At 38.9% G+C, this 15279-nt stretch carries 15 protein-coding genes; 1 reads left to right on the forward strand and 14 read right to left on the reverse strand.

What is annotated here, in order from left to right:
• Nucleotides 1-3: 3 nt before the first annotated feature.
• The 5 genes from K1I97_RS02465 to gyrA form a co-directional block, all read right to left on the reverse strand.
• Complete coding sequence (locus K1I97_RS02465; protein ID WP_223331447.1) at nucleotides 4-1278, reverse strand: DUF2130 domain-containing protein; 1275 nt, start codon at nucleotides 1276-1278, stop codon at nucleotides 4-6.
• A gap of 94 nt (nucleotides 1279-1372) precedes the next feature.
• A complete protein-coding gene (locus K1I97_RS02470; RefSeq protein ID WP_223331536.1) occupies nucleotides 1373-2653 on the reverse strand; it encodes an O-acetylhomoserine aminocarboxypropyltransferase/cysteine synthase family protein in 1281 nt (426 codons plus the stop codon).
• A gap of 150 nt (nucleotides 2654-2803) precedes the next feature.
• Nucleotides 2804-3601 (reverse strand): formate/nitrite transporter family protein, encoded by a 798-nt coding sequence (locus tag K1I97_RS02475; RefSeq protein WP_000254786.1) that lies wholly within the window; start codon nucleotides 3599-3601, stop codon nucleotides 2804-2806.
• A gap of 198 nt (nucleotides 3602-3799) precedes the next feature.
• Nucleotides 3800-4546, reverse strand: coding sequence for a class A sortase (locus K1I97_RS02480; protein WP_084972356.1), 747 nt, complete (start codon nucleotides 4544-4546; stop codon nucleotides 3800-3802).
• On the reverse strand, nucleotides 4546-7014 hold the full coding sequence (gene gyrA, locus K1I97_RS02485) for a DNA gyrase subunit A (RefSeq protein WP_223331448.1): 2469 nt from the start codon (nucleotides 7012-7014) through the stop codon (nucleotides 4546-4548). Before gyrA ends, K1I97_RS02480 begins: the two co-directional genes overlap by 1 nt.
• 193 nt (nucleotides 7015-7207) lie before the next feature.
• Here gyrA and K1I97_RS02490 point away from each other — a divergent pair, with 193 nt between their 5' ends.
• Nucleotides 7208-8194, forward strand: coding sequence for an L-lactate dehydrogenase (locus K1I97_RS02490; protein WP_125425676.1), 987 nt, complete (start codon nucleotides 7208-7210; stop codon nucleotides 8192-8194).
• Between the two features lie 108 nt (nucleotides 8195-8302).
• On the opposite strand, the gene K1I97_RS02495 is transcribed toward K1I97_RS02490, so the two are convergent.
• From K1I97_RS02495 to K1I97_RS02535, 9 genes are all read right to left on the reverse strand, one after another.
• Nucleotides 8303-8611 carry a hypothetical protein gene (locus K1I97_RS02495; protein ID WP_223331449.1) on the reverse strand — a complete coding sequence of 103 codons (309 nt, stop codon included), beginning with the start codon at nucleotides 8609-8611 and terminating at the stop codon, nucleotides 8303-8305.
• Nucleotides 8612-8624: 13 nt separating this feature from the next.
• Nucleotides 8625-8939: a hypothetical protein gene (locus K1I97_RS02500; RefSeq protein WP_223331450.1), complete on the reverse strand. Its 315-nt coding sequence runs from the start codon at nucleotides 8937-8939 to the stop codon at nucleotides 8625-8627.
• Nucleotides 8923-10590: a cutinase family protein gene (locus K1I97_RS02505; RefSeq protein ID WP_223331451.1), complete on the reverse strand. Its 1668-nt coding sequence runs from the start codon at nucleotides 10588-10590 to the stop codon at nucleotides 8923-8925. Before K1I97_RS02505 ends, K1I97_RS02500 begins: the two co-directional genes overlap by 17 nt.
• A complete protein-coding gene (locus K1I97_RS02510; RefSeq protein ID WP_223331453.1) occupies nucleotides 10583-11005 on the reverse strand; it encodes a hypothetical protein in 423 nt (140 codons plus the stop codon). The genes K1I97_RS02505 and K1I97_RS02510 overlap by 8 nt, the downstream gene beginning before the upstream one ends.
• A 140-nt stretch (nucleotides 11006-11145) precedes the next feature.
• Entirely contained in the window at nucleotides 11146-11568 is a 423-nt protein-coding gene (locus K1I97_RS02515; protein WP_223331455.1) for a hypothetical protein, read from the reverse strand.
• Nucleotides 11569-11699: 131 nt separating this feature from the next.
• On the reverse strand, nucleotides 11700-12191 hold the full coding sequence (locus K1I97_RS02520) for a phosphoribosylanthranilate isomerase (RefSeq protein ID WP_223331457.1): 492 nt from the start codon (nucleotides 12189-12191) through the stop codon (nucleotides 11700-11702).
• 63 nt (nucleotides 12192-12254) lie between these two features.
• The gene (locus tag K1I97_RS02525; RefSeq protein ID WP_223331458.1) at nucleotides 12255-13136 is read right to left on the reverse strand and encodes a diacylglycerol/lipid kinase family protein; all 882 of its coding nucleotides are present in this window, start codon (nucleotides 13134-13136) and stop codon (nucleotides 12255-12257) included.
• A gap of 231 nt (nucleotides 13137-13367) precedes the next feature.
• Nucleotides 13368-14297, reverse strand: coding sequence for a hypothetical protein (locus K1I97_RS02530; RefSeq protein WP_223331459.1), 930 nt, complete (start codon nucleotides 14295-14297; stop codon nucleotides 13368-13370).
• Between the two features lie 219 nt (nucleotides 14298-14516).
• Entirely contained in the window at nucleotides 14517-15143 is a 627-nt protein-coding gene (locus K1I97_RS02535) for an SAP domain-containing protein (protein WP_223331460.1), read from the reverse strand.
• Nucleotides 15144-15279 lie beyond the last annotated feature (136 nt).

Genomic DNA, 15279 nt, shown 5'->3' on the forward strand with positions numbered 1-15279 from the left:
TTTCTATTCCCCCTTCAAGGCATCAAACTTCGCTTTCATGGTTGGATTTTTACGAGTCAATTTTTTAACCGAAACATCTTCCAATTTATTGTTTGCAAGACGGAGTTGGTTTTCTGATGTTGTTAGGAATTTTTTGACCTCTTCCATCCGTTTGATGGCCTTGTCGATTTCATCGATGGCTTTACCAAAGTTAGTTGAAGCTGAATTGTAGTTCTTGGCAAAGGCTAGTTTAAAGGCATCCAAATCTTCCTCAAAGTGAGTGATATCAATGTTTTGTTCACGGACAAGTGCCAACTCTTGCTTATATTTCAAAGAATTAAGCGCAGCATTTCTTAAGAGACCAATTAACTGGATAAAGAACTGGGGACGAACCACATACATCTTTTCATACTCGTGGCTAACATCAACAATCCCTGTATTAAAGTAGTCGTTATCGGCCTCAAGCATGGTCACCAAAACTGCATACTCACAGTTCTTTTCACGACGGTCCTTGTCCAATTCTTTATAAAAATCCGCATTCTTATGTTTCTTCTCTGTTCCGTCGGCTTCATTTTTCATCTCAAACATGATGGAAATGATTTCCACTCCATTTTCATCACATTCACGGAAGATAAAGTCGCCTTTAGACCCACGCGCAGAGACCTTGTTATCCTTCTCAAAGTAAGCATTTGGAAAGGCAAAACTACGAACCTTGTTAAACTCACTCTCTGCATACTGTTCCAAACTTTCCCCGATTGCCTTGGTAGATTGTTGAGCCTTGAAATTCTTGTAAAATTCGACCTGCTCACTAGCTGCCTTGAGCTGGGCTTCATAATTTTGCTTGAGGGAAGCTAGAGATAACTCATTTTCCTTTTCTTGCAAGAGGAGCTGATTTTTGACCTGATCGCGCTCTTTTTCTAGGTCAGAGAGGGTCTTTTGCAGTTGATTTTCATGCTCCAAACGTAAGGTAGCCAGTTGGTTTTCCAAGGTCTGTACTTCCTTATCCTTAGCCAGTAAAGCCTCATGACTTGTCTGTTCAACCTCTTTCTTTGCCAATTCTTTCTCTGTATCAAAGTTTTGGATTTGACTCTGTAATTGGGCAATTTCTTGGTCTTTTTGAGCTAGTTTTGACTGTTGCTCATTCATAGCCTTTTGCTCAGCTAGGGCAAGCTCCTGCTTCATGCGATCGTGTAGTTCCTTATCAAACTCTGTCGTTCTCACTTGGGACAAAAGTTCAGCATACTGGCTCTCATTTACTGTAAAGACTTCCCCACAGTTGGGACATTTGATTTCGTTCATAACTTTCCTCTTTCTAGACTTCTGTAACCATTATATCATGCTTGAGGGAAAATCAAAAACAGCGAGTCGAAACCCACTGTTTATATCAGTTACTTTAAATTTTTTCCAAGGCCAAGCGCAAATCTTCAATCAAATCCTCTACATTTTCAAGACCGATAGACAAGCGGATTTGGTTTGGTGTGACACCTGCTGCTTCTAGATCTTTTTCTGACAACTGACCGTGAGTGGTTGTGGCTGGATGGACCACAAGGGACTTAGCATCTGCAACGTTTGCAAGGTCAGAGAAGATTTCCAAATTATCAATCACCTTGCGGGCTTCTGCTTCTCCACCTTTGACATGGAAGGTAAAGATTGAACCTACACCTTTTGGCAAGTATTTCTCAGCCAAAGCACGGTAAGGACTGTCAGCTAGTTTTGGATAGTTGACTTTTTCTACCTTAGGATGGTTAACAAGGAAATCAACGATTTTCTCTGTATTTTGAATATGGCGTTCTACACGAAGCGAAAGCGTTTCGAGTCCTTGGAGTAATAGGAAAGCATTAAATGGTGACAAGGCTGCACCAGTATCACGAAGCAATTGAACTCGAACAGCGATGATAAAGGCTGCTGCCCCAACATCGCGAGTATAGCTCAAGTTGTGGTAGCTAGGATCTTCCTCTACAAATTGAGGGAATTTTCCTGAAGCTTCCCAGTCAAAACGACCACTATCCACGATAACACCACCAATAGTCGTACCATGACCACCGATAAACTTAGTTGCTGAGTGAATGGCAATATCTACACCGTGAGAGAAGACGTTAATCAAATACGGTGTGGCAAAAGTATTGTCCGAAACGAGAGGAATTTGGTGTTTATGAGCAATTTCGGCCAATTTTTCCAAGTCAGGAATGTTAATCAAGGGGTTGCCCAAGGTTTCAATCAAGACAAGCTTGGTATTGTCATTGATAGCTGCTTCCACTTCCTCCAAGTTATCCACATCCACAAATGTTGTTGTGATTCCATAACGAGGAAGGGTTTCTTTCAAGAGATTGAAGGTTCCACCGTAAATGGTTGAAGCTGCTACTACGTGGTCACCTGCGTGAGCAAGAGCCAAAATAGTGTAGGTTACGGCAGCCATACCAGATGCTGTCGCAAGAGCCCCAACACCACCTTCAAGAGCAGCGATTCTTTCTTCAAAGGCAGCTGTTGTAGGATTGGTAATACGGGTATAGATATTCCCTGGTTTTCTCAAGGCAAAAAGATCCGCCCCTTCCTGCGTGTCATCAAATACAAAGGATGTTGTCTGATAAATCGGCACTGCACGAGACTTGGTAGCTGGATCAACCACCTGCCCAGCATGTAATTGTAGAGTTTCAAATTTAAAATCACGAGTCATAAGACGACCTCCAAATAGCTTCATTACGGATATTGTATCATCTTAGGCTAGTCTTTTCCAATACCGTTTTTTTATATTTTGATATAAGGAACGACTATGACTAGTCTTACACCTCAAACAAAAAAGCACGATTGACTCGTGCTCATTTCTTTAATCAACATAAGTATCTTCGTTCTTATTGAGAAAGGCATATGGTAATCCCATCAAGAGGCCACCTCCAATGAAGTTCCCGATAAAGGTTACACCCCAGTGACGAAGGATATTAGGTATGTCAAAGTTTGCGATGGAATCAGCTGCAACACTGAACTTAACAATCGCAAAAGAAGCAAAGTTGGCTGCAATGTGTTCGTTTGTTAAGAATACAAACATGTAAATAGCTGACAAAACAAGCCAAAGTTTGGCCCCACCGTCTTTCACCAAAACAAAGGAGAGAATGGCAATGTTTACAAAGATATTGGCTAAAATACCTTCAAGTAAGACTAACTCATTTGAACGACCTAATTTCATCTCAACAACCCCTGAAATGAAGCTATCATGTGTCAGATTTGCATAGGCTGCTGAGTGGGCAAAGCCCCAACCTGCTATCAAAGCTCCTATGAGATTGAACAAGGTACAGTAAAGTAAAATCTCAGCTGTTTTTCTCCATGAGATTTTTTTCAAGAAACTACCAGCTGTCAAAAACATCATATTTGAAGTTACTAGCTCAGCATTCAAGAAAACAATGTAGGCCAATCCCCAAGCAAAAACGAATGGGAAGAGGAAGCGACCACTGCCTGGTGCGATCTTATTAATCAAGTCAGCCCCAACTGCACCCGCAGCCGTACTAAATGTTAGAAAGGCACCTGCAAACATGGAACGAATCGCATACTTAAACTTGCTTTGGCTATAAAGACTTTCTTTCTTCTTACAAGCAAATTCAATCTTTGAGATAAATTCTGAAGAGACCATAAAAAACTCCTAAAACTTTTATTTGTGAATATTATAACATAATTCTTGATTTCAAGAAAGCGTTTCCCGTGAAATATGAAAATTTTGTTCAAAAAATTTCACTTGTAATACTTTTCATATTTTTCTTTAAAAGTTTTTTTAGTTCTCTTTGTTCACACAAAAACCAGCGATTTTCTTCTTCACTGGTTCTTTTATTTGTTAATAACGCTGTTTATATGGTTTATTAAAGGCACTAAGGACATCATCAGATGTTTCTGAATATGCTTTAACTTCTTTAAAATCACCTTTAACAATAATTCGCTCTGTCGCATCATAGTCGACACAGGTTACCAATGTGATTTCTTTGATACCATCACGGTCTTCAATTTCGTCTACGCGATCAGGCGTCACGTGCTTCACCTCACGAATCTCATAGGTGTATACTTTATCTTTATCAGTCAGATAAATTTTCATCCCCGCTTTGGCATTGACTAAAGGTGAAAAGAGCATTTGGCTTGCATTTTCAGCAGTAAAGATATGGTGGCTGGCTAGTGAATAGTTGCCTTCCCCCATTTTCTGATTTGCTTTCATGGTCCCTGCCCCGTAGAACAAGTTTACATTATCTAAACCTTTAAAAATAGGCAGGTTGATCTCTACTTCAGGAATGGCAATCCCTCCTATGACTGGAAGTTGTTGAGCATCCCACTGGGCAGCTAACACCGCTTCTGATGAGATTGATTTGACAGAATCAAAATCGAAATTTCCTTCTGCCTCTTTATTCTCTTCAATCTTTTCCTTAGTCACCTGACTGACTTGATATTTATTGGTATTCCAAACCATAAACATGTTTCGGATCTTTGAATTAAAAATCAAGACCAAAGACAAGAGGATGAGAAAGACTGCTAGGATATTGGTCAGCAGGTTTCTGCGTTTCTTTTTTTTCTTTTTATTATCTTTTTCAGACATTATACTTCACTCTCTGTTTCAATTTCAGTCCCAACTTCTTCTTTTTCTGCTGCAGCAACTGTTGTAAAGGTCACAATCTTAGCATCCTGATCTAGACGCATCACCTTAACTCCCATAGTTGAGCGTCCTGTTTGTGAAATATTGGCAACATTTGTTCGAATTATGACCCCTGTATCCGTGATAATCATCAGGTCTTCATCACCTTTAACAGTGAGGAGGCCTGCAAGAGGACCATTTTTCTCAGCAACATTGGCTGTCTTCATCCCTTTACCACCACGGCCTTTAGTTGGATATTCAGTAGCAAGAGTACGTTTACCATAACCTTTTTCAGTGATGATAAGAACCACATCCTGGTCAGTAATAACACTTGCGCCAACTACTGTATCACCTTCACGAAGATTGACTCCTCGGACACCTGTCGCGATACGGCTCATTCCACGAACAGCTGACTGATTAAAGCGAACAGCATAACCAAACTTGGTACCAATGATAATATCTGTATCTTCTTCTGTCAGCAAGACATTGATCAACTCATCCTCATCCTTGAGATTCAAGGCCTTAAGTCCATTCTGACGAATGTTAGCAAATTCCTTGACGCTGGTTCTCTTCACGATACCGTGACGAGTTGTAAAGAAGAGATAGGCGTCATCACTACGTTCAGACTCAACGTTGATGATGGTCTGAATGCTCTCCCCTTCGTCCAACTTCAAAAGATTGACAACTGGCAAGCCCTTAGCTGTACGCCCATATTCAGGAATTTCATAGCCTTTAAGGCGATAGACACGTCCTTTATTAGTAAAGAAGAGCAGGTGATCATGAGTGCTGGTTGAAACCAACTCACGCACAAAGTCATCATCCTTAACACCAGTACCTTGGACTCCACGGCCACCACGTTTTTGGGCAGTGAACTCACCTTGGTCCAGACGTTTAATGTAGCCCTTGTTAGAAAGGGTAATCAAGACATCCGTCTCCTCAATCAAATCTTCATCTTCAAGAGTTAAGACTTCTCCGACCATCAACTCAGTACGGCGCTTGTCACCAAACTTGCGTTTGACTTCGTCCAGCTCCTCTTTGATGATTTGGGCCACACGCTCAGGTTTGGCAAGAATATCGGCCAAATCTGCAATCAAGGCAATCAATTCATCATACTCAGACTGAATCTTATCACGTTCCAATCCTGTCAAACGACGAAGACGCATATCAAGGATAGCCTGACTTTGACGCTCTGAAAGTTTAAACTTGCTCATCAACTCAGCTTGTGCTTCGGCATCCGTTTCACTAGCACGGATGATACGGATTACCTCGTCTATATGGTCAAGTGCAATTAAAAGACCTTCTAAGATGTGCGCACGCGCTTCTGCTTTTTCCTTGTCAAAACGGGTACGACGAACAACCACTTCCTTTTGGTGCTCGATATAAGCATCCAAAATTTGACGAAGAGACAAGATTTTCGGTACGCCATTCTGAATCGCCAGCATATTGAAACCAAAGTTGGTTTGCATCTGGGTCATCTTGAAGAGATTGTTAAGGATAACATTTGCGGAGGCATCGCGTTTGACTTCGATAACGAAACGAACCCCTTCACGGTTGGATTCATCACGGACTGCAGTAATGCCCTCAATCCGTTTTTCCTGAACCAAGCGAACAATATGCTCATGCACCTTGGTTTTATTAACCATGTATGGAAATTCCGTTACAACGATTCGTTCACGGCCAGTCTTAGTTTCTTCGATTTCAGTACGAGAACGAAGAACAATCGAACCTTTACCAGTTTCGTAGGCCTTATGAATACCTGATTTCCCCATAACAAGGGCACCAGTTGGAAAGTCTGGACCAGGCAAGACTTCCATCAAGTCCTTAGTAGTCACATCTGGATTGTCCATGACCAGCTTCACGGCATCAATGGTTTCACCAAGGTTGTGAGGAGGAATGTTGGTAGCCATCCCTACGGCAATCCCAGTTGCCCCGTTGACCAAAAGGTTTGGAAAACGAGCTGGCAAAACCAAGGGTTCACGTTCATTGGCATCGTAGTTGTCTACAAAATCAACTGTATTTTTATTGATATCACGAAGCATTTCAAGAGCAATCTTGCTCATACGTGCCTCAGTGTAACGTTGCGCGGCAGCACCGTCCCCATCCATGGAACCAAAGTTTCCATGCCCATCAACGAGCATGTAACGGTAACTCCACCACTGGGCCATGCGGACCATAGCTTCATAAATAGAGGAATCTCCGTGTGGGTGGTATTTACCCATAACATCCCCTGTGATACGGGCTGATTTTTTATGGGGTTTATCTGGAGTGACCCCCAATTCATTCATTCCGTAAAGAATACGACGGTGAACTGGTTTTAAGCCATCTCGAACATCAGGAAGAGCACGCGCTACGATAACACTCATGGCGTAGTCGATAAAGCTAGTCTTCATCTCCTTTGTCAGATTGACATTCACTAAATTTCTATCCTGCATTCATAAATGCCTCATTTCACTATTAGTAATTAGATATATTATACCATAATTTGTCCTTCATTTCAGTCTTTGGAAATCGCTAAAACGTTTACATCGATAACCGAATAGAATATTCGTGACAAAGTTTTTTAAAAGTGATAGAATGAAAGTGTCTGGGGATTCCCCTAAAAAAAATGAAGGAGATGTTTAGATAATGACTTCAACTAAACAACACAAAAAAGTGATCCTTGTTGGTGACGGTGCCGTAGGTTCATCTTACGCTTTTGCACTTGTTAACCAAGGAATTGCACAAGAGCTTGGAATTATCGAAATTCCTCAATTACACGAAAAAGCTGTAGGTGATGCGCTTGACCTTAGCCACGCCCTTGCCTTCACTTCACCTAAAAAAATCTACGCTGCTCAATACTCTGACTGTGCTGACGCTGACCTTGTTGTTATCACTGCAGGTGCTCCTCAAAAACCAGGTGAAACTCGTCTTGACCTTGTAGGTAAAAACTTGGCTATCAACAAATCAATTGTGACACAAGTTGTTGAATCAGGTTTTGATGGTATCTTCCTTGTTGCGGCTAACCCAGTTGACGTTTTGACTTACTCAACTTGGAAATTCTCTGGATTCCCTAAAGAACGTGTTATCGGTTCAGGTACTTCACTTGACTCAGCTCGTTTCCGTCAAGCACTTGCTGAAAAATTGGATGTTGATGCTCGTTCAGTTCACGCCTACATCATGGGTGAACATGGAGATTCTGAATTTGCGGTTTGGTCACATGCCAACATCGCTGGTGTAAACCTTGAAGAATTCCTTAAAGATACTCAAAACGTTCAAGAAGCTGAATTGATTGAATTGTTCGAAGGTGTTCGTGACGCTGCCTACACAATCATCAACAAAAAAGGAGCTACATACTACGGTATCGCAGTAGCGCTTGCTCGTATCACAAAAGCAATCCTTGATGACGAAAATGCAGTACTTCCACTTTCTGTATTCCAAGAAGGTCAATACGGTGTGAAAGATGTCTTTATCGGTCAACCAGCTGTTGTTGGTGCACACGGTATCGTTCGTCCAGTAAACATCCCATTGAACGATGCGGAAACTCAAAAAATGCAAGCATCTGCAAAAGAATTGCAAGCTATCATTGATGAAGCATGGAAAAACCCTGAATTCCAAGCGGCTTCTAAAAACTAATCCACATAAAAACAAGTTCCTTGTAGTCGCAAGGAACTTGTTTTTATATCTATCACTAATTAAATAGCAAAACATTCCCAACTATTCAAAAGAACTTGTAGGACTCTGTTAAAGATCCTTTTCTTCTAACCTTTTGTAAAAATTTTTATTCTCTTGATGACGAGCTTCCAACACATTCTCTATACGATTCTTATACAGTTGATGATAGCTGTCTAAATTGTTCTCTATCTCAAAGATATATGGTTGAATTTCAGCAAAACTACTGTCTCTACAGGCATAGGAAAGCGCCTCTAGGAGATTATCCGTCTCCCTGCTAAACTTGTGGAAATCATCATCCAAATCCATCTCCAAACGCTCTAAGTCTCGTAATTTACGATTATGCTCATCCTCTAGTTTCTGAAGTTCCTTTTTATCCATCACAAGTTTTCTCCTAGTTTTTGATCGGACTTTGTAACGTAGGGGTTTGCATGGTCTGGGTCAAGTAAGTCTCTGCAGCTTCTGCAGCTTTACCCTCAAATCCGCCCTTAATATTGTTTACATAGGTCTTTGAAGCGTATTCTTGCATATCTGAGGCCGCTTCTTGCAACTTTTTAGCTAATTCTGCTCCTTTAGCAAGGATGGACAGTTCTTTTGCAGTTACCAAGGCCCGAATCGCTTGTCGTTCTTGCGCCTTCATCTTTTCCTTAAAGCCTCTATCGAGCTGCTCTCTTGTAATTAAAGTATCCTCATCAGTTAGCACTACCATTTTTACCCCTCCATGTTTGTTTTACATCCGCCAATAGATTGTTAAAATCTTCAGCTCTATCTGTATCTATGGTCTCAAAGGAGCCACTAGCTTTAACCAGACTTTCCCCTAGTTGCTCAATTTGTGTCAGGAAGGATGTTGCTGCAGTCTTCGTGTCACTGGTAACGCCTTCATCCCAAAAGCTTGTTGTATCAAAACCAGAAAGCAGATTCGTAACTTCTGAACTTGACAAATATCCCACCATGTCAAAGGCTGTCTGTCTTGTTTCTTTTATCATATTTTGAATATCTTCCTTAGCATCTGAAAGTAAGGTTTTCACAGATTTAACTTTGTCTTCCATGTCAAAATTTGCCAACTGGGCTGCTGTCTGAAGCAACTGAGCTCGAACCAAAATCCTCTTTTCTCCTGTAAGATTGCCATTTCTCAGTTGTTCCTGATAACGAGGAATAGCTTCTCGATCCCACTTTATAGATTCCTGACGAGCTTCTTCGACGATTTTACTATATTCAGTTGTAAAATTCTCGTAAACTGAATAACCAATAGCTGCCTTTATTTTAAACTCACCTCTCATAATGGAATTTAAAACATTTGAGGCTACATTTTCATCAACTCCTAAAGCTCGGAGGGAATCCAACGTTGTCGCTATCAGTCGAGCCAGCTTTTCACCTGCCCTGAGCAATTCTGGGTGAAAATCCTCAGACGCAGTCAATAAATTCCCCTTTCCATCCGATTGGAAAACACCAAAGTCATGGGAGCTTTCCGGATCAGTAATCTGGGTATAATGCAAGGGGACAAGGACATTGACTTTACCGACGGGTTTTTTAAGTGGTTCATCGGAGTCCCCAGGTAATTTAGTGATGGTATGCTCGCGGTTAAGCATACCCACGACATCAAAAGGATTGACATAGTACTCTATCTTTTCGCTAATCTTTTTGATTTTCTCATCACTGAGGCCCATTTTCTTTAAACTCTTTGTCGTGTCTGGGCCATCAAAGAGGACGACTTTGCCGATTTTCTCAAGTTCCTCATCGCTAAGGCCCGCTACTCCTTGGGCAGAGACAATGGTTCCTAGGGAGTGACCTGTGATGTCCATCGTAGCTTGCGGAGCTTTTTCGCGCATCTCTGCGATCTTCGTTTTCATTCCTACTGTCGCTAACTTGGCTTGCGGCGTATGGATATGATTGAGAGCGAACTTAGCGTCGTTGTCAATCCAGTCGTTCCAATTTTCTTTACTGATGGCATCACTGCCGCGGATAGTCATATAAGTTTTCGTAGTATCATTAGTCAAGGTAGGCGTATCCGTTAAGTAGTAGGCACTGAAACCAGCTTCATCATCAGTTAACAGTCCTTTTTGATAACGTTTGTGATGAATATCCTGCCTCATCCCATTCGCATCAGGAACTGGTATCGATGTGACTTTATAAGTATCTCGCAAATCAGGATCCGGCTGCAAGTAGACTCTACCATTATGGGGTAGATGTTTACCTCCGGGGGTGATTTCTTCGTTATAAATTATTTCTTTTGAATAGTCAAACACTCTTGCTTCTATTGAATTATTTTTAGGTGGAAAATTATTGGGACGACCAATATAAGCCGATTGCGCTAAATCCGCATAAAAATTATCAAAGGTTTTTAAATTACTGTTAGTCATAAATCTCCCATACGTTGCCTTTCAAAACTCTTATCGGTTGCATTTCAGAAATTTTCTTAATATTGGGAATACTATTGCTATTATATTCTATAGGGAAACCAATTGTAAATTCAGTATCTTCATTGTTATTTATTTTTCCATCCAATGTTATAATATATCCCCCACCTTGAGGGGTACCATTTCCTATATTTTCTACTTTCATACTATCCCAATCAAATTGGACACTTTCGACTTTAGGATTTCTAGACTTTATAAAGTTCGCCATCTCATCTTCATGCTCCTTCAGATAAGCCAACTGCTTAGCCCGTGGGCTCAGAGTTATTCCTCCAAATAGATTTGTTTTCTGTGCCATCCATGCGCCTCCTCCAAATACTACAAGAGCTATAACTAGCCAAAGTAAAGTACGTTTTTTCATCTCTTTCCTCCTATATAGTGGAATCTAAGTATATTATATCATGAATGTAAAAAAAAATACTTTTAGCAAGTATTCTAAGTTAATAAGCAATGAGGAATAATGTTAAATCTGCATAAAAATTATCAAAGGTTTTTAGGTTACTATTCGTCATACTTGTCCCAACCTCCATTTTTTAACACTCTAGGCTGATTATACATACCAATCCTATCTATTGAAGGCACATCATTTTTATTTTTTAATCGAAAATCTATTGTAAAGTCAGAATCCTTTATATGATTAAAAGAACCCTTCACTGATAGATTATAACCTCCCCCCTGTGGAGTTCCATTCCCTATCTGTTCAACAGTTAAACTATTCCAATCCATCTGAACAGATTCAATCTTTGAATTTTTAGACTTTACAAATTTTACAATTTCTTCTTCATGCTCCTTCAAATAAGCCAACTGCTTGGCTCGCGGACTAAGAAATACTCCTCCAAATAAATTTGTTTTCTGTGCCATCCATGCGCCTCCTCCAAATACTACAAGGGCTAAAACTAGCCAAACCAAAGTACGTTTTTTCATCTCTTTCCTCCTATATAGCGGAATCTAAGTATATTATATCAATTATATCATGAACTCAACAAATTGCCCCACTTTCAATCAATACAAAAAAACAGCAAATCGATTTGCTTTACTGTCTTCTACATATGATTTTACAAATGTCTTTCCAGCCACTCTATCTTTTTAAAATCTTTATTGTTATTGTGGTCATTTCGATAGGAATCTTGGGAAGAAGCTTTGTATATACTGAAATACTGTTCCAAACTTGGAACACGAAACGTGATGTCCTCGAGATGAATCAACTCTATATCTGATTCCGAAACTTCTGCAAAATCTGGTAATGAATTGATACTCCCAAATTCAACGCTCAGACCATCTTTTTGGAATTCGTGCTCGTGAATATCTACCAAGTTATAGCCCAAGTGGTTCATCACTTTCATTATCTTGTCCCAGTCATAAATTCTGAGATGATCAGGCGCTTCCCAGCCTCTAGGATCTCCAGGAACATGAATATCAATGTCAGACGGCTCCCAATCTTCATTTGAACGGTATTCAAACCCCAAAGACCCCATGAGCGTCGGTGTGATTCCGACTTGGTTTAAATGAGAACAAATTGTTCGAAATTCATCAAATAGAGAATTCATTCCTCCTCCAATCTTTGATATAAAACTTTATTTCTCAGTGAAAGACAAACTTGTTTCTACCTTCTACTCTTTCGGTTGTGAAAAGACTTCAATATGCTGGCCTAGTACCTTGATTTCTACAGGTAGGTTATCCGACTTATCGCCGTCAACATCTGACTCCAATTCACTATCTGAAGAAATCTTAATGGTTCGCGCTCTGATATACTCAATATTATCATTTCCGACAACATCCCCTTTTAGTAAATCTGGAATGACGGATAATTTAGAGAATAGAGAAGCATCTTTTAGAATCAAAATATTGGCATAGCCGTCTTTATTTTCTTCAAAGATTTTCTTATCAGCGAAGTAATTTGTCAAGAGAACCAAAACATGACTCGCTTCACCATCATAATTTCCATTTTCTGTCTCAATCTTAATGTTAAAGACCTGATCCGTCATCACAGACTTCATGGTATTTACAGCATAGGCTAAAATACCGAATTTTGTCTTGTCCTCGATCTCCACATTGTGAATCGCCTCAGGCAGAGAACCGATACTAAAGATATAACCAAAATAGTTGTCATTTGCTTTACCAATATCAATCTTATTGGTTAAGTTAAAATCGAGTTCATCAATCGCGCCATCGATGTCTTGATTGATTTCCAACAGTTTCGTAATGAGGTTGCCCGTACCGCCAGGGATAATCCCTAACTTCGGAGTGTAGTCTCTCTCAGCAATACCCGAAATAACTTCATTGACAGTCCCGTCTCCACCGAAAACAACCACTGCATCGTACTGCTCACGAGACGCTTCCTCAGCAAAGAGTGTTGCATCCAGTGCTTTTTCAGTAATTTTGGTTTCCACATGCTCAAAATAATCTTTGGCTTTATTCTCCAGTTTGACCTTATAATCCAAAGCCTTTTCCCCACCAGAGGTAGGGTTGATAATTACCATTGCTTTTTTCATTTATTTTCTCCTTAATATTCGTTAGAAATGTTTCTATTTCATCATGTGCAACTAAACGTACTGCTATTATATAATGAAATCTCTGAAAAGAAAAATCTGACGTACTGGGGATTAATTTAAAAAACATAGACAAAGCGTTTACTAAGAATTTTGAAGATATAAAATATAATTTGAATAAAGATCAGTAGACAATATCAGACGATTAGCTCCTAAATATTGTCACTTACCTATCTAAAATAAAGAAATTAATTTATTAATCTGTTTGCCATTAAATCTAGCTTGCGCGAAAATTTCTTTAAAAATTTCTTTTACCTCGTCCCCTTCCTTTTTCTTCCAATCCCCATGAAATTTATTTTCAATTCGGTAACTTCTTTGAATAATCACTTTTACATGATTAAGTAAAAATTCTTTTGCTAATTTATGTTCATTTTCTTGAAGGAGATGTAAGTAATAACAACTTAATGAAACAACATAGTCTTTTTTGAGACTTGGAACAATATTTTTTATGGTTAAACTATCCTTGTCAAAACAATCTTCAAAATAGTAATCTGTGATGAATTTGTTTAGATCTTCTCCCCAGTTTTCTTTAATCCAATTTCTCCATTTTTGATTAGCACCAGATGTATGACAGTCAATTATCGTCTTCATTTTCCAAAGCCAGTTGTCTGCTCCATCACTTCCAGGGAGGAAACTTTCCACCACTGGCATCATATTTCCACACCAATAGTAAACAATAGCAAAAGCTTTAAAATAAGGTTCCAAATCATGTGGTATTTCTAAATCACCTTTTAATATCCCGTCTTTTATTTCTTTACCACCTTTCAAGCTAGGTTCAACATTGGTAATTTTTTTATACGGAACAGTGATTGAAGTAAGAATGTCAGCCGTAAGTGCAATACCTTTCGATTTATTGACAAGCAAATGAGCTCCCTTATATCCTGATTTTGATTTTTCTTTGTATGCTTCAATATCTTTATTATTCTTTAATTTATTATATTTATCAACTGAGTTTTGAAACTTAATAATCTTCCAATCATCTTCCTCATAAAAAGGATACTTCTTATAAAAATCCATTGCCTTTTTACGTACTTCAAATTCACAATTGACATTATCACTATCTGTAATATCTACTTTATTAATAAACTCATTTACTTGTATCATAAAATATCCTCCATATTTTTTAATTATATAAATCCGTTTAAAAAGACAAATAGATGTGTGTAAATCTACACTAGCTCACTATTTACTCCGTCTTCAAAAAATATCCTTGACTTGCTTAAAATCGCTTAAAATGATTATCGCTTACTTTAAAGTTAAAGGCTGCTTTAATTAAGCTAAGTCAACAGCAGTCAAATCAAAAATATCAAAATCAGGTCACTTCTATTGAACTACCTCGCCATACTCGTTTATTTTATCAGCATATTCAGTCAAAAGATTTTTTGAATAAATTTTTTCATTACTTGAATTTCTAACTTCTTTCCAAAGAATGGAAGCTACTTTTAGTTTATTCGAGTAGTTGCGACTATTTTCGTCTGCACAGAAGTCCTTTAAAAATTGGTTCCATTGACAAACTGAATGATCATACTTGGCATAATCTGAATCTCCATAATAAACTTTTAGCATATCTTGGATTGTAAAACTCAAATCATGTTCTCTTTTGACTTTTCTCCAAGCAGTGGCCATATCAGCAGTAAATTTAAAGGGCGAAACACCTGTTAAAGTTGAGAAATATTCTCTAAAGTGTGCATTAAAGGAAAATCCACATTCAAGTAAGGGCGTATCTAAGGTAACGACTTCTACTTGTTTCTTTTTTCTTTTTACTGATGATTTTTTAATCAAATTCCCCTTAAAGTACTGCTCAATAATATCATTGAGTTCTTGTTTTGTACCTCTATATTCAAGCCCTAATGACTTGCATATCTGTGAAAGTTCATCACGATACCAGTAATATTTATTAAATTCATCAAAGGATGTGATTTTTTCAAACATAGGTCTGCTTTCTATCAATATTTCACCTCCTAAAAAACAGTTTAGGTTTTCATCTCAAAATAATGGAATTTTGGCTTCTTTATTTTGAGGATTAGCAACATTTCACTAACAAACTCACACACTCAGCGGTTCGGACTTACCGTATCATCAGTGA

The organism is Streptococcus oralis (assembly GCF_019929345.1).
Classification (GTDB): domain Bacteria; phylum Bacillota; class Bacilli; order Lactobacillales; family Streptococcaceae; genus Streptococcus.

Bases quoted from the DNA above. Each gene is read 5' to 3' on its own strand.
- K1I97_RS02465 (WP_223331447.1), bottom strand. From the start codon at position 1,278: ATGAACGAAATCAAATGTCCCAACTGTGGGGAAGTCTTTACAGTAAAT.
- K1I97_RS02470 (WP_223331536.1), bottom strand. From the start codon at position 2,653: ATGACTCGTGATTTTAAATTTGAAACTCTACAATTACATGCTGGGCAG.
- K1I97_RS02475 (WP_000254786.1), bottom strand. From the start codon at position 3,601: ATGGTCTCTTCAGAATTTATCTCAAAGATTGAATTTGCTTGTAAGAAG.
- K1I97_RS02480 (WP_084972356.1), bottom strand. From the start codon at position 4,546: ATGTCTGAAAAAGATAATAAAAAGAAAAAAAAGAAACGCAGAAACCTG.
- gyrA (WP_223331448.1), bottom strand. From the start codon at position 7,014: ATGCAGGATAGAAATTTAGTGAATGTCAATCTGACAAAGGAGATGAAG.
- K1I97_RS02490 (WP_125425676.1), top strand. From the start codon at position 7,208: ATGACTTCAACTAAACAACACAAAAAAGTGATCCTTGTTGGTGACGGT.
- K1I97_RS02495 (WP_223331449.1), bottom strand. From the start codon at position 8,611: ATGGATAAAAAGGAACTTCAGAAACTAGAGGATGAGCATAATCGTAAA.
- K1I97_RS02500 (WP_223331450.1), bottom strand. From the start codon at position 8,939: ATGGTAGTGCTAACTGATGAGGATACTTTAATTACAAGAGAGCAGCTC.
- K1I97_RS02505 (WP_223331451.1), bottom strand. From the start codon at position 10,590: ATGACTAACAGTAATTTAAAAACCTTTGATAATTTTTATGCGGATTTA.
- K1I97_RS02510 (WP_223331453.1), bottom strand. From the start codon at position 11,005: ATGAAAAAACGTACTTTACTTTGGCTAGTTATAGCTCTTGTAGTATTT.
- K1I97_RS02515 (WP_223331455.1), bottom strand. From the start codon at position 11,568: ATGAAAAAACGTACTTTGGTTTGGCTAGTTTTAGCCCTTGTAGTATTT.
- K1I97_RS02520 (WP_223331457.1), bottom strand. From the start codon at position 12,191: ATGAATTCTCTATTTGATGAATTTCGAACAATTTGTTCTCATTTAAAC.
- K1I97_RS02525 (WP_223331458.1), bottom strand. From the start codon at position 13,136: ATGAAAAAAGCAATGGTAATTATCAACCCTACCTCTGGTGGGGAAAAG.
- K1I97_RS02530 (WP_223331459.1), bottom strand. From the start codon at position 14,297: ATGATACAAGTAAATGAGTTTATTAATAAAGTAGATATTACAGATAGT.